Origin of the sequence: Klebsiella sp. 141153 (assembly GCF_032601995.1) — a bacterium.
GTDB classification, from domain to species: Bacteria; Pseudomonadota; Gammaproteobacteria; order Enterobacterales; family Enterobacteriaceae; genus Klebsiella; species Klebsiella aerogenes.
Map to the genome: position 1 here is coordinate 15,731 of NZ_JAQIRJ010000003.1, position 17,699 is coordinate 33,429.

21 protein-coding genes are annotated in these 17,699 nt (G+C 56.8%); 3 read left to right on the forward strand and 18 right to left on the reverse strand.

Annotated features, from left to right (window positions below):
* Nucleotides 1–28: 28 nt before the first annotated feature.
* From PGS10_RS05950 to PGS10_RS05960, 3 genes are read right to left on the reverse strand one after another with little or no spacing between them, the layout of a single operon-like run.
* Complete coding sequence (locus PGS10_RS05950; RefSeq protein WP_047078988.1) at nt 29–265, reverse strand: non-oxidative hydroxyarylic acid decarboxylases subunit D; 237 nt, start codon at nt 263–265, stop codon at nt 29–31.
* Nucleotides 266–275: 10 nt separating this feature from the next.
* Nucleotides 276–1,703 (reverse strand): non-oxidative hydroxyarylic acid decarboxylases subunit C, encoded by a 1,428-nt coding sequence (locus tag PGS10_RS05955; RefSeq protein WP_316422571.1) that lies wholly within the window; start codon nt 1,701–1,703, stop codon nt 276–278.
* A gap of 2 nt (nt 1,704–1,705) precedes the next feature.
* Complete coding sequence (locus PGS10_RS05960) at nt 1,706–2,296, reverse strand: non-oxidative hydroxyarylic acid decarboxylases subunit B (RefSeq protein WP_047041933.1); 591 nt, start codon at nt 2,294–2,296, stop codon at nt 1,706–1,708.
* A gap of 173 nt (nt 2,297–2,469) precedes the next feature.
* Here PGS10_RS05960 and PGS10_RS05965 point away from each other — a divergent pair, with 173 nt between their 5' ends.
* Nucleotides 2,470–2,889 carry a MarR family winged helix-turn-helix transcriptional regulator gene (locus tag PGS10_RS05965; protein WP_047044293.1) on the forward strand — a complete coding sequence of 140 codons (420 nt, stop codon included), beginning with the start codon at nt 2,470–2,472 and terminating at the stop codon, nt 2,887–2,889.
* Here PGS10_RS05965 and PGS10_RS05970 read toward each other — a convergent pair.
* A complete protein-coding gene (locus PGS10_RS05970) occupies nt 2,886–3,773 on the reverse strand; it encodes a LysR family transcriptional regulator (RefSeq protein WP_316422572.1) in 888 nt (295 codons plus the stop codon). The two genes, PGS10_RS05965 and PGS10_RS05970, sit on opposite strands and share 4 nt — an antisense overlap.
* A 123-nt stretch (nt 3,774–3,896) precedes the next feature.
* Here PGS10_RS05970 and PGS10_RS05975 point away from each other — a divergent pair, with 123 nt between their 5' ends.
* A complete protein-coding gene (locus tag PGS10_RS05975) occupies nt 3,897–4,274 on the forward strand; it encodes a DUF4440 domain-containing protein (RefSeq protein ID WP_015369991.1) in 378 nt (125 codons plus the stop codon).
* Nucleotides 4,275–4,326: 52 nt separating this feature from the next.
* On the opposite strand, the gene rpoS is transcribed toward PGS10_RS05975, so the two are convergent.
* The 13 genes from rpoS to cysG all read right to left on the reverse strand — a co-directional run bounded on the left by rpoS (nt 4,327) and on the right by cysG (nt 15,554).
* Nucleotides 4,327–5,319, reverse strand: a complete 993-nt coding sequence (gene rpoS, locus PGS10_RS05980) for an RNA polymerase sigma factor RpoS (protein ID WP_015369990.1) — start codon at nt 5,317–5,319, stop codon at nt 4,327–4,329.
* A gap of 157 nt (nt 5,320–5,476) precedes the next feature.
* Nucleotides 5,477–6,619 (reverse strand): murein hydrolase activator NlpD, encoded by a 1,143-nt coding sequence (nlpD, locus tag PGS10_RS05985; protein WP_047044288.1) that lies wholly within the window; start codon nt 6,617–6,619, stop codon nt 5,477–5,479.
* 124 nt (nt 6,620–6,743) lie between these two features.
* Nucleotides 6,744–7,370 carry a protein-L-isoaspartate(D-aspartate) O-methyltransferase gene (locus tag PGS10_RS05990; protein ID WP_015369988.1) on the reverse strand — a complete coding sequence of 209 codons (627 nt, stop codon included), beginning with the start codon at nt 7,368–7,370 and terminating at the stop codon, nt 6,744–6,746.
* Nucleotides 7,364–8,125: a 5'/3'-nucleotidase SurE gene (surE, locus tag PGS10_RS05995; protein ID WP_015369987.1), complete on the reverse strand. Its 762-nt coding sequence runs from the start codon at nt 8,123–8,125 to the stop codon at nt 7,364–7,366. The genes PGS10_RS05990 and surE overlap by 7 nt, the downstream gene beginning before the upstream one ends.
* Nucleotides 8,106–9,155: a tRNA pseudouridine(13) synthase TruD gene (truD, locus tag PGS10_RS06000; RefSeq protein WP_047044285.1), complete on the reverse strand. Its 1,050-nt coding sequence runs from the start codon at nt 9,153–9,155 to the stop codon at nt 8,106–8,108. The genes surE and truD overlap by 20 nt, the downstream gene beginning before the upstream one ends.
* Entirely contained in the window at nt 9,152–9,631 is a 480-nt protein-coding gene (gene ispF, locus PGS10_RS06005) for a 2-C-methyl-D-erythritol 2,4-cyclodiphosphate synthase (protein ID WP_047044283.1), read from the reverse strand. Before ispF ends, truD begins: the two co-directional genes overlap by 4 nt.
* Nucleotides 9,631–10,341 (reverse strand): 2-C-methyl-D-erythritol 4-phosphate cytidylyltransferase, encoded by a 711-nt coding sequence (ispD, locus tag PGS10_RS06010; RefSeq protein ID WP_047039060.1) that lies wholly within the window; start codon nt 10,339–10,341, stop codon nt 9,631–9,633. The genes ispF and ispD overlap by 1 nt, the downstream gene beginning before the upstream one ends.
* Before the next feature lie 19 nt (nt 10,342–10,360).
* Nucleotides 10,361–10,672, reverse strand: coding sequence for a cell division protein FtsB (ftsB, locus tag PGS10_RS06015; RefSeq protein WP_015369983.1), 312 nt, complete (start codon nt 10,670–10,672; stop codon nt 10,361–10,363).
* Between the two features lie 138 nt (nt 10,673–10,810).
* Entirely contained in the window at nt 10,811–11,137 is a 327-nt protein-coding gene (locus PGS10_RS06020; RefSeq protein WP_047044281.1) for a DUF3561 family protein, read from the reverse strand.
* A gap of 50 nt (nt 11,138–11,187) precedes the next feature.
* Nucleotides 11,188–11,793, reverse strand: coding sequence for an adenylyl-sulfate kinase (gene cysC, locus PGS10_RS06025; protein ID WP_047044279.1), 606 nt, complete (start codon nt 11,791–11,793; stop codon nt 11,188–11,190).
* On the reverse strand, nt 11,793–13,220 hold the full coding sequence (gene cysN, locus PGS10_RS06030) for a sulfate adenylyltransferase subunit CysN (RefSeq protein WP_047044277.1): 1,428 nt from the start codon (nt 13,218–13,220) through the stop codon (nt 11,793–11,795). Before cysN ends, cysC begins: the two co-directional genes overlap by 1 nt.
* A gap of 9 nt (nt 13,221–13,229) precedes the next feature.
* Nucleotides 13,230–14,138 (reverse strand): sulfate adenylyltransferase subunit CysD, encoded by a 909-nt coding sequence (gene cysD / locus PGS10_RS06035; protein WP_015369979.1) that lies wholly within the window; start codon nt 14,136–14,138, stop codon nt 13,230–13,232.
* A gap of 9 nt (nt 14,139–14,147) precedes the next feature.
* Complete coding sequence (cysG, locus tag PGS10_RS06040) at nt 14,148–15,554, reverse strand: siroheme synthase CysG (protein ID WP_161801932.1); 1,407 nt, start codon at nt 15,552–15,554, stop codon at nt 14,148–14,150.
* A gap of 246 nt (nt 15,555–15,800) precedes the next feature.
* On the opposite strand from cysG, the gene PGS10_RS06045 reads away from it, so the two are divergent.
* Nucleotides 15,801–16,847, forward strand: a complete 1,047-nt coding sequence (locus PGS10_RS06045) for an aminopeptidase (protein ID WP_316422576.1) — start codon at nt 15,801–15,803, stop codon at nt 16,845–16,847.
* 73 nt (nt 16,848–16,920) lie between these two features.
* Here the strand turns inward: PGS10_RS06045 and cysH are convergent, their stop codons facing one another.
* Nucleotides 16,921–17,655 (reverse strand): phosphoadenosine phosphosulfate reductase, encoded by a 735-nt coding sequence (gene cysH, locus PGS10_RS06050; RefSeq protein ID WP_316422577.1) that lies wholly within the window; start codon nt 17,653–17,655, stop codon nt 16,921–16,923.
* Between the last annotated feature and the right edge of the window lie 44 nt (nt 17,656–17,699).

Below are 17,699 nucleotides of genomic sequence, written 5' to 3' on the forward strand. Positions count from 1 at the left end.
AAAGGCCCGTCTTAGCGGGCCCGTTTTATTAACGCTTATCTTCCGGTAATAGCGGCGGTACGTGCGGCACCTGCGGCGCCTCATCAATATCTTTCTGCGTCATGCGGAACGCTTCCGGATAATGTTCGCGGCTGGTACGACGCAGCGGTTCGGTATTACGCCAGGTATAGAGGCAGTGCTGGCACTGATAAACAATCCATACCCCTTTTACCGGCGACGTCGCCATCACTTCAATCTTTTCATCAGCGCAACGTGGACAAATCATCTTTTTCTCCTTATTTACGGTTGGCCAACATGGCGGTCAGTTTTTCAGCCCAGGCTTTGGTTTCCGGTAAATCCTGCACCGGCTGGCTGTAGTGACCGCGAAGGTCCGGCGCAACCGGAGTGGTGGCGTCGATAATCAATTTGTCGGTGATCCCCGCCGGGCTTGAACCAGGATCGAGCTCCAGTACCGACATGTTCGGCAACTGCACCAGGTCGCCCGCCGGGTTGACCTTCGAGGAGAGCGCCCACATCACCTGCGGCAGGTTGAACGGATCGACATCTTCATCGACCATAATGACCATTTTCACGTAGCCGAGTCCGTGCGGGGTAGTCATCGCGCGTAATCCCACCGCGCGGGCAAAACCACCGTAGCGTTTTTTGGTGGAGATAATCGCCAGCAGGCCATGGGTGTACATGGCGTTGACCGCCTGCACCTCCGGGAACTCCGCCTTCAGCTGCTGGTACAGCGGCACGCAGGTCGCCGGGCCCATCAGATAGTCGATTTCGGTCCACGGCATACCGAGATACAACGATTCAAAAATCGGTTTTGTGCGATAAGAGACTTTATCGATACGCACCACCGTCATATTGCGGCCGCCTGAGTAGTGGCCAGTGAACTCGCCGAACGGCCCTTCGATTTCACGCTTGCGCCCTTCAATCACCCCTTCAAGGATCACTTCCGAGCCCCACGGTACGTCAAAGCCGGTCAACGGCGCGGTGGCGATCGGATACGGGCTTTCGCGCAGCGCGCCCGCCATCTCATATTCTGACTGGTCATATTTCAGCGGCGTCGCGCCCATCAGGGTGATAATCGGGTCGTTACCCAGGGTGATGGCAATGGGCAGATCCTCACCGCGCTCTTCCGCTTTATGCAGATGCAGCGCAATATCGTGCATCGGTACCGGCTGCAGGCCCAGCTTGCGCTTGCCTTTCACTTCCATCCGGTAAATACCGACGTTCTGTTTACCGAAGTTGTCCGGGTCAAGCGGATCGCGAGAAACCACACAGGCTTTGTCGAGATAGAAACCACCGTCGCCATCGTTCAGGCGGAACAGCGGCAGAATATCGAACAGGTTGATATCGTCGCCATCAACGGTGTTTTCCGCCCACGCTGGATTAGCGCGACGCTCCGGCGTTATCGGGAATTTATCCCAGCGGCGAATAAATTCATCAATCTGTTTTTTCACCGGCGTGTTTGGCGGCAGCCCCAGCGAAATCGCGTGGTTTTGCCAGGAACCGATGGTGTTCATGGCGACACGGGCATCGGTAAAGCCGCGAATGTTATCGAACCATAGCGCTGGCGCGCCGTCACCGATGCGCCCTGTGGCGTTAGCGGCAGCGGCGAGATCCGGCTCGGCATTCCCCTCTTCGCTAATTTTTAGCAGTTGCCCCTGCTCATCAAGCGCCTGCAAAAAGCTGCGTAAATCATCAAAAGCCATGATTAATTCTCCTGTGATAAATTCTCGACCGCGCGCAGGCCGTTCCAGCGGCGCGCTTTGTGATATTCGAGACCAAACTGATCCAGCACCCGGGTCACGATATGGTTGGTGATATCCTCGACCGTTTCCGGATGGTTGTAGTAGGCAGGCATCGGCGGCACCATCGCCACGCCCATGCGCGACAGCGCCAGCATGTTCTCCAGATGAATGGTGCTCAGCGGCATTTCTCGCGGCACCAGAACCAGCTTGCGCCCCTCTTTCAGCACGACGTCCGCCGCGCGGCCGACTAACCCTTCCGCATAGCCAGCGCGGATACCCGCCAGCGTTTTCATGCTGCAGGGGATAACAATCATGCCGTCGGTACGAAACGATCCTGATGAGATGGTCGCGGCCTGATCCGCCGGGCTATGGCAGAAATCCGCCAGCGCGGCGACTTCACGAGCGCTATAGGGCGTTTCCAGCTCAATGGTGGTTTTTGCCCATTTCGACATCACCAGGTGCGTTTCCACATCCGGCATTTCGTTCAGCGCTTGCAACAGCGCGACGCCCAACGGCGCGCCGGTCGCCCCGGTCATCCCAATAATCAGTTTCATTCACTACCTCACACATTGTTCGTATACGAACCTTTGTATTAAAACTACGCTCATTTTTACGGGATCTCAATATCGTTCGCATACGATCCGCATCAATAATCAAAAAAATGAGATGTGAAAAGAAGCCGTAAATGCGGCTATCATAAAGGTGATATTTTTGTGACGGAGTGTTCATGGAGTTACGTAACGAAGCGTTCCACCTTCTGCGCCAGCTTTTTCAACAGCATACCGCGCGCTGGCAACATGAATTACCGGAACTGACCAAGCCGCAATATGCAGTGATGCGCTCGGTAGCCGAACATCCTGGAATCGAGCAGGTGACGCTTATCGAAGCGGCCGTCAGCACGAAAGCGACGCTGGCGGAGATGCTAAGCCGGATGGAAAAACGCGGGCTGGTGCGCCGCGAACACGATCCGACCGATAAACGTCGCCGTTTTGTCTATCTGACGGATGAGGGGCAGGCGCTGCTCGCAAATTCCATGCCGCAGGGCAACCGTGTCGATGAAGAGTTTTTGAGCCGCCTTAACGAAGAGGAGCGCGCGCAGTTTTCCAGGCTGGTCCTGAAAATGATGGAAAATAAAAACGCGGATTAAGCGGTTCGTTCACGCAGAAAATCGATAAATGCCCGGACCTTGGTTGGCACATGCTGCGCGTCCGGGTAGACGGCGAATACACCCTGGGAGGGAAAAATATACTCCGGCAATACCCGCACCAGCTCCTGCCGCGCGATGGCTTCGGCCACCAGCCACTCCGGGAGTAGCGCCACCCCGCTTCCCGCCAGCGCAAAGCCCATTAACGCTTGTGCGCTATCGGCTGAGATCCGCGGCGGTTGCGTAATTTCAAAAGCGATCGATTGCCCTTCGGCGGTCAGGAGCTGCCAGCGTAGCGGCGTCGCCAGGCGCTCGTTAACAATCCATGCCGCCTGCGCCAGGTCGGCAAGCGTGCGCAGCGGATGTTTATCCAGCCAAACCGGCGAGGCCACGGGCACGATGGCGAAACGCGAAATACGAGCCGCGTGATAGCGCGAATCGGCCAGGGTTCCGAGACGTATCGCGACATCAAACCGTTCCGAGATCAAATCCGCATGATACGACGATGAGACGTGGCGCACCCGCAACGCCGGATGTCGACGAGCGAATTCCGCCAGCGCCGGGATGATCACCTGCGCGCCATATTCCGGGGTGGTGGTGATCCGCAGTTCGCCGCTTAACCCAGCATGGCTGGCGCGCACCTCGTCCTGTAAATTCTCCGCGGCTTTCAGCAGTCCGACGCCGCGCTGGTAAAACACCGCCCCGGCTTCGGTGAGCGTTAACCGGCGCGTCGAACGTAGAAGCAACGTCACTCCCAGTTCACTCTCTAGCTGACGAACGTTAAAACTAACCACCGCTTTGGTTTGCCCAAGCGCCGCCGCCGCCGCGGTAAAGCTCCCGGCATCAACAACGGCGACAAACATGGTAACGCGCTGCAGGTTTAGCATTTGAATGACGCTTATTGTCAAAAAATTTTATACAGTATATCCCTGAAAAGCGCATTTATCCGCCCCTGACGCGCGGTTTACAGTACTCATCTGCAATCGCCTGCAGCTTAACCCGGAGAAAACATGAACCCATGGATCCAAGAAGTTATCGACGCCCACGTAATCATTGAACAATGGCTGGGCCGGAAAGAAGGTAGCGCGCAAGCGCTGATGAGCCGCTTTGCGCAAGAATTTACAATGGTTCCTATCAGCGGCGCTAAGATGGATTACCCGACGGTAAGCGGCTTTTTCCATAGCGCGGGCGGCAGCCGCCCGGGATTAAGCATCGTGGTTGATAATGCGCAGGTATTAAGCGAATGGCATGACGGCGGCGCGGTGCTGTACCGCGAAAGCCAGACCCTGCCGGAACAAGGCGAGATCGTGCGCTGGTCGACGGCGATATTTCAGCGCATTGAGGGGAAAATCTTCTGGCGTCACCTGCAGGAAACCCGCATCGGTTAATACAAAGGAAAAGGCCCAATCGCAGGATTGGGCCTTTTTGAGAGAAAACGATTTATTCGCGGAATAGCGCTTCGATGTTTAGCCCCTGTCCCTGCAGGATCTCCCGCAGGCGGCGCAGGCCTTCAACCTGAATCTGACGCACGCGTTCGCGGGTCAGGCCGATTTCACGACCCACATCTTCAAGCGTTGCGGATTCATAACCCAGCAGCCCAAAACGACGAGCCAGTACTTCGCGCTGTTTGGCGTTCAGTTCGAACAACCATTTGACGATGCTTTGTTTCATATCATCGTCCTGCGTGGTGTCTTCCGGGCCGTTGTCTTTTTCATCGGCCAGAATATCCAGCAGCGCTTTTTCTGAGTCACCGCCCAGCGGGGTATCCACTGAGGTAATGCGCTCGTTCAGACGCAGCATACGACTAACGTCATCAACCGGTTTATCCAGCTGTTCGGCTATCTCTTCAGCGCTTGGCTCGTGGTCCAGCTTATGCGACAACTCGCGCGCGGTACGCAGATAAACGTTCAGCTCTTTCACAATATGGATAGGCAAACGAATGGTACGGGTTTGGTTCATAATCGCCCGTTCAATCGTTTGACGGATCCACCAGGTAGCGTAGGTTGAAAAACGGAACCCACGTTCCGGGTCAAACTTCTCAACTGCGCGGATCAGGCCGAGGTTACCTTCTTCAATCAGATCCAGCAGCGCCAGACCACGATTGCTGTAACGACGAGCGATCTTCACCACCAGACGCAGGTTACTTTCAATCATGCGACGGCGTGAAGCAACATCTCCACGTAGTGCGCGACGGGCGAAATAGACTTCTTCTTCGGCCGTCAGCAGCGGGGAATAACCAATCTCACCAAGATACAGCTGTGTCGCATCGAGAACGCGCTGGGTGGCGCCTTGCGACAGCAGCTCTTCCTCAGCCAGATCGCTATCACTGGGTTCCTCTTCTACTAAGGCTTTCTCGTCGAAAACCTCCATTCCGTTCTCATCAAATTCCGCGTCTTCATTTAAATCATGAACTTTCAGCGTATTCTGACTCATAAAGGTGGCTCCTACCCGTGATCCCTGAGCAAAGCACCTTCCGCGACCCATCACTAAACGACGCCGGAGTTATCCTCTTTATGCCTCCACTGAAGGAGGCATATCACGACCGCCCTGGCGCCTTTCATGGTGTTACGCTTATCCGTACTTTGCCAAATTATCGCTGCGGTAAGTACTGCAGCGGGTTGACGGATTTCCCCTTGTAACGAATTTCAAAATGTAATCTTGTTGAGCTGGTTCCGGTGCTACCCATGGTAGCGATTTTCTGCCCCGCTTTGACTTCCTGTTGCTCCCGAACCAGCATGGTATCGTTATGAGCGTAGGCACTCAGGTAATCATCGTTGTGTTTGATGATAATAAGATTACCGTAACCGCGCAGTGCGTTACCGGCATAGACGACGCGCCCATCGGCGGTCGCAACAATAGCCTGTCCTTTACTGCCTGCAATGTCGATACCTTTATTGCCGCCTTCCGCGCCGCTAAAGTTCTCGATAACCTTGCCATCAGTCGGCCAGCGCCATGATGAGATCGGCGAACTGGTAGACGTACTGCTTGCAGTCGGTTGGGTTGTGCTAACGGTTGATGGCGCCGTAACCGGAGCGACCGTCGTCGTGGTCGTTGCTGGTTTATTATTCGGCAACATCTTAGTAGCACTCTGTTCACCTGAAGATTCAGAATACGTAATAGTCGGTTGTGACGCAACCACTGCGGTGGATTTTTGTGCAGAAGTTGTGGTGGCCGTCGCACCGCCGCTTGCCTGCGCGCTAGCCTGAGATACCGGATTTTCGCCGGTGATCGGCTGGCCTGCGGAGTTGCCGACCTGCAGCACCTGACCCACGTTCAGCGCGTACGGCGCCGGGACGTTGTTGCGTTCCGCAAGGTCGCGGAAATCGTTGCCGGTGACCCACGCGATATAGAACAGGGTATCGCCGCGCTTAACGGTATAGGTACTGCCGCCGGTGTAGCTACCTTTCGGAATATCGCCATATTTACGGTTGTAAACAATCTTACCGTTCACCGTCTGCACCGGCTGCTGTGCCATCGGCTGAACCTGGGTCGGCTGAGTCTGAATTGGCTGGGTCTGCATCGGTTGAATCGGCTGAGCCGGAGGAACTTGCTGCCCGCCGGAAGATGGCGGTGTAATCAGCATCCCGGAATTGGTGCTGGAGGACGCAGCGCCGCTTGCCGAATTCACCGGCGCAGGCGGATTATTGGTATTTGTACACCCGGCCAGCCAGAGTGAAACCAGTGACAACGCCGCAATACGGCTTACGGTAAATTTTGGGCTTCCCGCGCTCATTTATCCCCCAGGAATATGTTAACTGCCAATATCTTGCTTACCGGGCAGCGCCCGGCCAGGACACTGAAAAATGTGTCCACCCTACGCCTAAACTTAGGCAAAAAAAACCTGGAATAATCCGGGTTCAGGCCAGCTCCCCTCTGACGAGCGGAACAAAGCGAACGGCTTCGACGGTATCGATGAAAAACTCGCCGCCGCGGCGACGGATCCGCTTCAGATACTGATGTTCTTCACCGACCGGCAAAACCAGCACGCCGCCTTCATCAAGCTGCGCCATCAGCGCGGCCGGAATTTCCGGCGGCGCGGCGGTGACGATAATCGCGTCAAAAGGCGCGCGAGCCTGCCAACCCTGCCATCCATCGCCATGACGGGTTGAAACATTATGTAAATCAAGTTGTTTAAGACGCCGACGCGCCTGCCACTGCAGGCTCTTAATCCGCTCGACCGAGCAGACGTGGTGCACGAGGTGCGCCAGGATCGCCGTCTGATAGCCGGAGCCGGTGCCGATTTCCAGCACCCTTGAGTCCGGCGTCAATTCCAGAAGCTCCGTCATCCGCGCCACCATATAGGGCTGCGAGATAGTTTGCCCCTGGCCAATCGGCAGCGCGGTGTTTTCCCACGCCTTATGTTCAAAAGCTTCATCAACGAATTTTTCGCGCGGAACCTGCGCGATTGCCTCGAGGACTCGCTCATCGACGATGCCCTGAGTGCGTAGCTGATTCAACAAACTTTCAACACGTTTACTTACCATTGCGTATCAACCCCGACGCGTTCTAACCAATCGGTCACCACCTCATGTGCCTGATGAGCGGTTAAATCGACATGCAATGGCGTTACGGAAACATAGCCTTCATCCACCGCCGCAAAATCGGTCCCCGGCCCGGCATCGCGCTTATCACCCGGCGGGCCGATCCAGTACAGCGTATTACCGCGCGGATCTTTTTGCGGAATGACCTGGTCGGCCGGATGGCGGTTGCCGCAACGGGTAACGCGAATACCTTTGATTTGCTCGAGGGGAAGATCCGGCACGTTGATGTTGAGGATCCGCCCGGTACGCAGCGGCTCGCGGCTTAACGCGCGCAGAATGGTGCACGTCACTGCCGCCGCGGTGTCGTAATGTTGATAGCCGTTCAGCGAAACGGCAAGGGCGGGAAAACCAAGATGGCGGCCTTCCATCGCGGCCGCGACGGTACCGGAATAGATAACATCATCGCCAAGATTGGGGCCCGCGTTGATTCCTGAGACCACGATATCCGGACGCGGACGCATCAGCGCGTTAACGCCGAGATACACGCAGTCGGTCGGCGTGCCCATCTGGACGGCGATATCGCCATTTTCAAAGGTGAACGTGCGTAGAGAAGATTCCAGCGTGAGCGAGTTTGAGGCGCCGCTGCGATTACGATCGGGTGCAACAACCTGGACCTCGGCAAATTCGCGTAAGGCCTTCGCCAGGGTTTGGATCCCCGGCGCGTGGATACCGTCATCGTTACTCAGCAATATTCGCATAGTCACCCGTTGTATTGATAAGTTCCCTTACCACGCTGGTGGCAAAACTTCCCGCTGGCAGCCAGAAGCGCAGTTCAACAGTGACATCATCCCACCAGTTCCAGCACAATTGCTGCGGATACAGCAGCATCGCCCGGCGCGCGGCTTCAACTTTTTCGCGCGCCAGCAGCGCCTGTAGCGACGTTTCTTCGGCTATCGCGGCTTGCTCGGCGGCCAGCGCGTCGCGTTGGCTGCCCCAGTCGCCGCTGCCCGGCAGCGCAGCGGTAATCATCAGCTCGCGGTTATCGACCCGCGCCTGTAATTCCGCCAACTCTTCGGTGGTTGCCACAAACCAGCTTCCGCGCCCCGCTAATTGTAGCGCATCGCCATCAACAACCTGATTAAATTCCGTTTTTTTTAATCTAATTGCAACTTGCTGATTAAACAACGCGCTGCGTGCCGCCGACAACCAAAAACTGCGTTTATTGCGATCGCGCACCGGCTCGCCGCTCTCGGCCCAGCGCAATGCGCCCTGCAGGTTGCTACCGCCGATACCAAAGCGCTGCGCGCCGAAGTAGTTCGGCACCCCGCCGGCGGCAATCGCCTGCAAACGCTTTTCGACATCGTCGCGATCGCTGATTTCCCGCAGGATCAGCGTGAACTGGTTGCCCTTCAGCGCGCCTAAACGCAGCTTACGCTTATGGCGGGCATACTCCAGCACCTGGCAGCCTTCGAGCTGAAATTTGCTCAGATCCGGCATCTCTTTACCCGGCACGCGGGCGCACAGCCACTGTTCGGTGACCGCGTGCTTATCCTTTTGCCCGGCAAAGCTCACTTCGCGCGCATGGATTTTAAGGAATTTCGCCAGCGCGTCGGCAACGAAACGGGTGTTGCAGCCATTTTTCAGAATCCGCACCAGCACATGTTCGCCTTCGCCATCGGGGGCGAAACCGAGGTCTTCGACCACCAGAAAGTCTTCCGGATTGGCCTTCAGCCGCCCCTGGCTGAGCGGCTTGCCGTGCAGGTATGTTAAGTCATCAAAGGCGATCATTGCGTAACCTTACGCAGCAGCGCCACCGCTTCACAGGCGATGCCTTCGCCACGGCCGGTGAAGCCAAGCTTCTCGGTGGTGGTCGCTTTCACATTGACGTCGTCCATATGGCAACCGAGATCTTCGGCGATAAATACGCGCATCTGCGGGATATGCGGCAGCATTTTTGGCGCCTGGGCAATGATGGTGACGTCAACGTTGCCAAGGGTATATCCCTTCGCCTGAATCCGCCGCCACGCTTCACGCAGCAGCTCGCGGCTATCCGCGCCTTTAAAGGCCGGATCGGTATCCGGGAACAGTTTGCCGATATCGCCCAGCGCCGCGGCGCCCAGCAGCGCGTCGGTCAGCGCATGCAGCGCGACGTCGCCATCGGAATGGGCGAGCAGCCCTTTCTCATAAGGAATACGTACCCCGCCAATAATAATTGGCCCTTCACCGCCAAAAGCGTGTACGTCAAAACCGTGTCCAATTCGCATTAAGCCTTCTCCTGGTGTCGGGAACGGGTAAGGTAAAATTCGGCCAGCGCCAGATCTTCCGGGCGCGTTACTTTAATATTATCAGCTCGTCCGGCGACCAATTCGGGATGGAAGCCACAGTACTCCAGCGCCGACGCTTCATCGGTGATGGTCGCGCCTTCATCCAGCGCGCGCGTCAGGCAGTCAAATAGCAGTTCTCGAGGGAAAAATTGCGGCGTCAGCGCATGCCATAAATCATTGCGTTCGACGGTATGGGCGATCGCGGTTTTGCCCGGTTCGGCACGCTTCATGGTATCGCGCACCGGCGCCGCCAGTATGCCGCCGACGCGGCTGGTCGCGCTTAGCGCCAGCAGCCGCGAGAGATCATCCTGATGCAGGCACGGACGCGCTGCATCATGAACCAGCACCCATTGCGCATCCGCTAAGGCTTTCAGCCCCGCCAGAACCGAATCGGCGCGCTCAGCGCCACCGTCAACGACGGTGACCTGCGGATGGTGGGCTAAGGGAAGTTGACTAAAGCGGATGTCGCCAGGGCTGACGGCGATCACCACCCGCTGAACGCGTTCGTTCGCAAGCAGCGCGGCAACCGAATGTTCGAGAATCGTTTTGTTACCGATTGAGAGATATTGTTTCGGGCACTCCGTTTGCATACGGCGGCCAAAACCGGCTGCCGGCACCACGGCGCAAACGCCCGGAAAAGTGGCTGCCATATTGTCATCCTGGGCTTGTTTATCGATTATTCTGCGCAGAACCCTGATTGCGTTTTGAGGCATCCGGCACCAGACGATAGAACGTTTCGCCCGGGCGGGTCATGCTGAGTTCATTGCGCGCGCGTTCTTCGATCGCTTCCTGACCGCCGTTGAGATCGTCAATTTCGGCGAAAAGCTGATCGTTGCGCGCTTTTAATTTGGCGTTAGTGGCCTGCTGAGCGGAGACATCGTCATTAACCCGGCTATAGTCGTGCAAACCATTTTTGCCAAACCACAGCGAGTACTGTAGCCAGACCAGCAAAGCTAATAATAGCAGCGTTAATTTACCCATCCTGCCCCCTGAAAAACGGCATCATCATCCCATAACTCGCCGGAGTACTCTACCCTGGCGCGCGGACGATGCCGCGTAACGCGGGGACTGTACCACATTTTTGCGATGGATACCCAGGCTTGATTCATCCCAAAAAGGCTATCCCAACAGCCAGAGGAACAGCAGACCAAACATTAGCCCGACGGTTAAAATCGTCGCGCAAACGCTGTAGATCAGTTTGCCGTCCAGTAATGAATGTAGCGCAATACCGACCACCACGGCGACCGGCATAATGGCAAGGAAGAAAGGCCAGGTATAGAGGAAGAAAAAGAGCGTATTACCGCCATACATGAGGAAGGGAATACCCAGCGCCAGCAGCCATGAAATAAAGCCCACGGCGGCGCCTGACAAAGACCAGGTGGTCTCGTCGCCGGCCGCCGGAGGCGGTTCTGAACGAATAATACTGAGGTTCTGGGTATTGCGCATATTGAATCCTGTTGACCGGGCGACCGGCACCCCTCGATGCCGTTGCCTTTTCAGGATCTGATAATATCGCTCTGTCGAAGCAGGTCTAATAGTTGGTGCACCAAATTTGTTACCAATTGTTCACCATCCAGATGAATTTCAGCATTCTCCGGGGATTCATAGACCGAATCGATACCGGTAAAATTACGCAACTCCCCTGCCCGCGCCTTCTTGTACAATCCTTTCGGATCCCGCGTCTCACAAGTGGCCAGCGGGGTATCGACAAACACTTCGATAAAGCGTCCTTCCCCCAAACGCTCGCGCACCATCTGCCGTTCCGCACGATGCGGAGATATAAACGCGGTCAATACAACCAGCCCGGCATCGACCATCAGCTTAGCTACTTCACCAACGCGGCGAATGTTCTCTTTGCGATCGTCGTCACTGAATCCCAGATCGCTACACAGCCCGTGACGCACATTATCGCCGTCAAGCAAGTAGGTGCTAACGCCAAGCTCGTGCAGCGCCTCCTCCAACGCCCCGGCGACGGTGGATTTACCCGACCCCGAGAGGCCGGTAAACCACAGCACCACGCCGCGATGGCCGTGATGCTGCTCGCGCTGCTCGCGGGTCACCGGATGCGCATGCCAGACGACGTTTTCGTCATGCCGGGCCATTACTTGCCTCCCAGCAGATCGCGTGCGTCCCAGTGCGGGAAGTGTTTACGAATCAGCTGATTCAGCTCCAGCTCAAACGCGCTGTACTGCGACGTCGGAGCCTGCGCCTGCAGGTGCGGTTCGTTGACCATTCCCGCGCCAACCGTCACATTGCTCAGGCGGTCGATAAAGATAAGCCCGCCGGTCACCGGGTTGTCCTGATACGGATCGAGCACCAGCGGCTCGTCAAAGGTCAGCTCCACCAGCCCGATGCCGTTCAGCGGCAGCGCTTCGACTTCACGCTGGGTCAGATTATTGATGTCGACCTGATAGCGGATAGCGTCAACGCGGGCGCGGGTTTTCTTGCCAGCCACTTTAATGTCATAGCTCTGACCCGGCGACAGCGCCTGTTCCGCCATCCACACGACGTCGATGCTGGCGCTTTGTACCGCGGGCAGCGAGGCTTCAGCGTCAACCAGCAAATCGCCGCGGCTGATGTCGATTTCATCTTTCAGGACGATAGTGATCGCTTCCCCCGCCCCGGCCTGCGGCAGGTCGCCGTCAAAGGTGACAATACGCGCCACGTTCGACTCCACGCCCGACGGCAGCACCTTCAGACGCTGGCCAACGGTGACCGTACCGGAAGCGACGGTACCGGAGAAGCCGCGGAAATCCAGGTTCGGACGGTTCACGTATTGCACCGGGAAGCGCAGCGGCTGGCTTTCGACATCGCGCTGGATGTCAACGGTTTCCAGCACTTCCAGCAACGTCGGGCCGCTGTACCACGGCATTTTGTCGCTCTGTGTGGCGACGTTATCCCCTTCCAGCGCCGACAGCGGCACGAAACGGATATCAAGCTTGCCCGGCAGTTGTTCGGCGAAGGTCAGATAATCTTCACGAATTTCATTGAAGCGCGCTTCGCTGAACTCGACGAGATCCATTTTGTTCACCGCGACCACCAGGTGCTTAATCCCTAATAACGTGGAGATAAAGCTGTGGCGGCGAGTCTGGTCGAGCACGCCTTTGCGGGCGTCGATCAGCAGGATCGCCAGATCGCAGGTGGACGCGCCGGTCGCCATATTACGGGTGTACTGCTCGTGGCCCGGGGTGTCGGCAATAATAAATTTGCGTTTTTCGGTCGAGAAGTAGCGATAGGCGACATCAATGGTGATGCCCTGCTCGCGCTCGGCCTGCAGACCATCCACCAGCAGCGCCAGATCCAGTTTCTCGCCCTGAGTACCGTGACGCTTGCTGTCATTGTGCAGAGAAGAGAGCTGATCTTCATAAATCTGGCGCGTATCGTGCAGCAGACGGCCGATCAAGGTGCTTTTGCCGTCATCGACGCTGCCGCAGGTCAGAAAACGCAGCAGGCTTTTGTGCTGTTGCGCGTGCAGGTAAGCTTCTACGCCGCCTTCATTAGCAATTTGTTGTGCAATCGTAGTGTTCATGGCGGCTCCTTAGAAATAACCCTGACGTTTTTTCAGCTCCATGGAGCCTGCCTGGTCGCGGTCAATGACGCGCCCCTGACGTTCGCTGGTGGTGGATACCAGCATCTCTTCAATAATTTCCGGCAGCGTTTGCGCGTTGGACTCTACCGCGCCGGTCAGCGGCCAGCAGCCGAGGGTACGGAAGCGTACCATCTGCTTTTTGATCATCTCGCCCGGCTGCAGATCGATACGGTCGTCATCGATCATCATCAGCATGCCGTCGCGCTCCAGTACCGGGCGTTCTGCCGCCAGGTACAGCGGGACGATTTCAATATTTTCCAGGTAGATGTACTGCCAGATATCCAACTCGGTCCAGTTAGAGAGCGGGAAGACGCGAATGCTTTCGCCTTTGTTAATCTGACCGTTGTAGTTGTGCCACAGCTCCGGACGCTGATTTTTCGGGTCCCAGCGGTGGAAACGATCGCGGAAGGAGTAAATTCGCTCTTTAGCGCGGGATTTCTCTTCATCGCGACGCGCGCCGCCGAATGCGGCATCAAAGCCATATTTGTTCAGCGCCTGCTTCAGGCCTTCGGTTTTCATGATATCGGTGTGCTTGGCGCTGCCGTGAACGAACGGGTTGATGCCCATCGCCACCCCTTCCGGGTTTTTATGCACGAGCAGTTCACAGCCGTAGGCTTTGGCGGTACGGTCACGGAACTCGTACATCTCACGGAATTTCCAGCCGGTATCGACGTGCAGCAGCGGGAACGGCAGGGTTCCCGGATAAAACGCTTTGCGCGCCAGATGCAGCATTACGCTGGAATCTTTACCGATGGAGTACATCATCACCGGGTTAGAGAATTCGGCGGCCACCTCACGAATGATATGGATGCTTTCCGCCTCCAGTTGCCGCAGGTGAGTGAGTCGTTTTTGGTCCATAACCGTTCCTTAAGCCAGATTTACCACCGAAGAGTTAAACCCCTCGCTAGATGTTGTGTGTTGAAACCAGGCGAGCTGCTGATGCAGCTGTACCACTTCGCCCACCACCAGTAGCGCGGGCATTGGGGCATCTTTCGCCAGATGTTCGAGCTGTTGTAACGTGCCGGTCAGCGTCTGCTGATCCTCGCGGGTGCCGCGGGAAATCACCGCCACCGGGGTATTCGCGTCGCGGCCATGGGCGATCAGCTGAGCGCTGATGTCCGCCGCTTTCATGGTGCCCATGTAAATCGCCAGCGTTTGTTGGCTCTTCGCCAGCAGCGCCCAGTCAAACGGCGCGCTGTCAGATTTATAGTGACCGGTGACGAAAACTGCGCTTTGCGCATAATCGCGATGGGTCAGCGGAATGCCGGCATAGGCCGTCGCGCCCGCCGCGGCGGTAACGCCTGGCACCACCTGGAAGGGGATCCCGGCGGCGGCCGCCGCCTGCAGCTCTTCCGCGCCGCGCCCGAAAATAAACGGATCGCCGCCCTTCAGGCGCACCACCGTTTTCCCGGCTTTGGCGGCATCCACCAGCATTTGATTCGTTTCGTGCTGCGGTACGGAGTGCTCGCCCGCGCGCTTACCAACGCAGATCATTTCGGCATCACGGCGCACCAGCTCGCGCACGCTCTCGGTCACCAGGTGGTCATAAAACACCACGTCCGCCTGTTGAATCGCCTGCAGTCCGCGTAGCGTCAGCAGCCCGGCATCTCCCGGCCCGGCTCCAACCAGAATAATTTCACCCACGCTGCGTTCCGGTCTGTCGAGTTCATCCTGCAGCGCCCGTTCCGCAGCCGCGTGGTTACCGGCCACCATCAGGCTGGCAAAACGCCCGGTGAATACGCGCTCCCAGAAGCGACGACGCGCTTCGGTGGTGGTCAGACGGGTTTTCAGATGATGGCGCCAGTAGCTCGCCGTTTCGGCCAGCCGCCCCAGATTGGTGGGCAGTAGCGCTTCGATTTTTTCTCGCAGAATGCGCGACAGCACCGGCGCCTTGCCGCTGGAGGAGATCGCCACCAGCAATGGCGACCTGTCAACAATAGAAGGAAAGACGAATGAGCACAGCGGCTGGTCATCCACCACGTTCACCAGACGGTAGCGGGCGTTAGCCGCGGCAAACACCCGCTGGTTGAGCTCACGATCGTCGGTTGCGGCAATCACCAGAAATACGTCGTCTACCTGCTGTTCATCAAAGGCGGTCGCTCGCCAGCTAATTTGCTGACGTTCCACCTGTTCAGCGAGCTCCGGCGACAGAACGGCGGCGACCACCTGTACCTTCGCCTGCGCCCGCAGCAAGAATTTAATCTTGCGGACGGCAATTTCACCGCCGCCGATAACCAGCACGGGTCTTTCTTTCAACTCGGCAAACAGGGGCAAGTAATCCACGGCGCAACAACTCTCTTACATTCAGCAATAGAGGGACTATAGGGGGCTGCTTTGAGCAAATGAAATTACGAAATGGAATGAGTTGTGACGCAAAAGAATAACGAGCTGGAAATCTAAATATCAAAAAGTGCTTAACGCGCGCATTTTCCGCTATTTAAGAGCAAATGAAATTGTTTAAGCGGCGTCACAGTTTCATACTAACGCCGTCGAAATGTTTTGCTCGTGTAAGGACCCACTATGTTTTCCGCGATGTGCCGCCGTCTGCTTCCGCTGGCGCTTGGCACAGGTTTTGTCTTCTCCGCCGCTCCGGCATTCAGCGCCCTGGGCGACACCGCAAATACGCAGGCCCGCCATATTGCTACCGTCTTTCCTGGAAGAATGACCGGTACGCCGGCCGAGATGCTGTCAGCCGATTATCTTCGTCAACAATTTGCCCAGATGGGTTATCAGAGCGACGTGCGCAGTTTCAATACCCGCTACATCTATACCGACAGCAACCAACGTAAGAACTGGCACAACGCCACCGGCAGTACGGTAATCGCCGCGCATGAGGGCCAGTCTCGCCAGCAAATTATCATTATGGCGCACCTCGATACCTATGCCCCGCAGAGCGATAAAGACGTAGAGAACAACCTCGGCGGCCTGACCCTGCAGGGGATCGACGACAATGCGATGGGGCTCGGCGTATTGCTGGAGCTCGCGGAACATTTAAAGAACGTCCCCACCCGTTACGGCATTCGCTTTATCGCCACCAGCGGCGAGGAAGAAGGCCGCCTGGGCGCGCAAAATTTGCTGAAACGCATGAGCGAGGCGGAAAAGAAAAACACGCTGCTGGTGATAAATCTCGATAACCTGGTGGTCGGCGATAAGCTCTATTTCAACAGCGGGCGCAGCACGCCGGCATCGGTACGTAAGCTGACCCGCGATCGCGCGTTGGCGATTGCCCGGAGCCACGGCATCGCCGCGTTCACCAATCCAGGGCTGAATCCGGAGTTCCCGAAAGGTACTGGCTGCTGTAACGACGCCAGCGTTTTTGACAGCGCCGGGATCCCGGTACTCTCCGTGGAAGCGACTAACTGGTCATTGGGTAAAAAGGATGGATATCAGCAGCGCAGTGAAACCCGCAGCTTCCCGCAGGGTACCAGCTGGCATGACGTACAACTGGATAACCAACAGTATATCGACAAAGCGCTGCCGGGAAGGATCGAGCATCGCGGGCGCGATGTCGTCAAAGTGATGCTGCCGCTGGTGAAAGAGCTGGCGAAAGTTGAGAAGAAAAACTGATTTGCGCAAAGCGAACCCGCGGTATAGCCCGCGTGTCCGCTTTGGAATAACACTCTCCGGCATAGCGCATCGCTTAGCCTTCGTGCAATCCGCACTCGCGCTTGAGACCAAAGAAGCGGGTCTCTTCTTCCGCCATACCGGGTTCCCATTTACGGGTGGTGTGAGTGTCGCCGACGGACAAATACCCCTGCTCCCATAGCGGGTGGTATTTCAGGCCGTGCTTTTGCAGATACTGATAAACCGTCCGGTTATCCCAGTCGATAATCGGCAGCAGCTTAAAGACGCCGCGCTGGATAGCCAGCACCGGCAAATGCGCCCGGCTGCCGGACTGCTCGCGGCGCAGGCCAGCGAACCAGGTGCGGGTATTAAGCTCCTTCAGCGCCCGGTTCATCGGCTCAACTTTGTTGATTTCATTGTACTTCTCAATGCCTTCAACGCCCTGCTCCCACAGTTTGCCATAACGCGCTTCCTGCCAGGCGGCGCTTTCCGTCGCCCGGTAGACTTTGAGGTTCAGGCTGAGCTTCTCGGTTAATTCATCAATGAACTGATAGGTTTCCGGGAACAGATAGCCGGTATCGGTCAGGATCACCGGAATGTCCGGGCGCAGCTGATTCACCAGATGCAGGCTGACCGCCGCCTGAATACCAAAGCTTGAAGAGAGCGCATAGTCGCCGGGCAGGTTTTCCAGCGCCCATGCCACGCGTTCTTCGGCACTGAGTTTTTCCAGCTGAGTGTTAACTTCCGCCAGCGCCATTACGCGTTCTACTTTAGGCAGATCGTTCAGCGCGTTTAGATCGAGTTTGGACATAGATTCCTCACTGTGTGCCTTGCCTGATGGCGCTTCGCTTATCA

Excerpts from the sequence above, each read along its gene's own strand:
- PGS10_RS05950 (WP_047078988.1), bottom strand. The coding sequence starts at position 265 with ATGATTTGTCCACGTTGCGCTGATGAAAAGATTGAAGTGATGGCGACG.
- PGS10_RS05955 (WP_316422571.1), bottom strand. The coding sequence starts at position 1,703 with ATGGCTTTTGATGATTTACGCAGCTTTTTGCAGGCGCTTGATGAGCAG.
- PGS10_RS05960 (WP_047041933.1), bottom strand. The coding sequence starts at position 2,296 with ATGAAACTGATTATTGGGATGACCGGGGCGACCGGCGCGCCGTTGGGC.
- PGS10_RS05965 (WP_047044293.1), top strand. The coding sequence starts at position 2,470 with ATGGAGTTACGTAACGAAGCGTTCCACCTTCTGCGCCAGCTTTTTCAA.
- PGS10_RS05970 (WP_316422572.1), bottom strand. The coding sequence starts at position 3,773 with ATGCTAAACCTGCAGCGCGTTACCATGTTTGTCGCCGTTGTTGATGCC.
- PGS10_RS05975 (WP_015369991.1), top strand. The coding sequence starts at position 3,897 with ATGAACCCATGGATCCAAGAAGTTATCGACGCCCACGTAATCATTGAA.
- rpoS (WP_015369990.1), bottom strand. The coding sequence starts at position 5,319 with ATGAGTCAGAATACGCTGAAAGTTCATGATTTAAATGAAGACGCGGAA.
- nlpD (WP_047044288.1), bottom strand. The coding sequence starts at position 6,619 with ATGAGCGCGGGAAGCCCAAAATTTACCGTAAGCCGTATTGCGGCGTTG.
- PGS10_RS05990 (WP_015369988.1), bottom strand. The coding sequence starts at position 7,370 with ATGGTAAGTAAACGTGTTGAAAGTTTGTTGAATCAGCTACGCACTCAG.
- surE (WP_015369987.1), bottom strand. The coding sequence starts at position 8,125 with ATGCGAATATTGCTGAGTAACGATGACGGTATCCACGCGCCGGGGATC.
- truD (WP_047044285.1), bottom strand. The coding sequence starts at position 9,155 with ATGATCGCCTTTGATGACTTAACATACCTGCACGGCAAGCCGCTCAGC.
- ispF (WP_047044283.1), bottom strand. The coding sequence starts at position 9,631 with ATGCGAATTGGACACGGTTTTGACGTACACGCTTTTGGCGGTGAAGGG.
- ispD (WP_047039060.1), bottom strand. The coding sequence starts at position 10,341 with ATGGCAGCCACTTTTCCGGGCGTTTGCGCCGTGGTGCCGGCAGCCGGT.
- ftsB (WP_015369983.1), bottom strand. The coding sequence starts at position 10,672 with ATGGGTAAATTAACGCTGCTATTATTAGCTTTGCTGGTCTGGCTACAG.
- PGS10_RS06020 (WP_047044281.1), bottom strand. The coding sequence starts at position 11,137 with ATGCGCAATACCCAGAACCTCAGTATTATTCGTTCAGAACCGCCTCCG.
- cysC (WP_047044279.1), bottom strand. The coding sequence starts at position 11,793 with ATGGCCCGGCATGACGAAAACGTCGTCTGGCATGCGCATCCGGTGACC.
- cysN (WP_047044277.1), bottom strand. The coding sequence starts at position 13,220 with ATGAACACTACGATTGCACAACAAATTGCTAATGAAGGCGGCGTAGAA.
- cysD (WP_015369979.1), bottom strand. The coding sequence starts at position 14,138 with ATGGACCAAAAACGACTCACTCACCTGCGGCAACTGGAGGCGGAAAGC.
- PGS10_RS06045 (WP_316422576.1), top strand. The coding sequence starts at position 15,801 with ATGTTTTCCGCGATGTGCCGCCGTCTGCTTCCGCTGGCGCTTGGCACA.
- cysH (WP_316422577.1), bottom strand. The coding sequence starts at position 17,655 with ATGTCCAAACTCGATCTAAACGCGCTGAACGATCTGCCTAAAGTAGAA.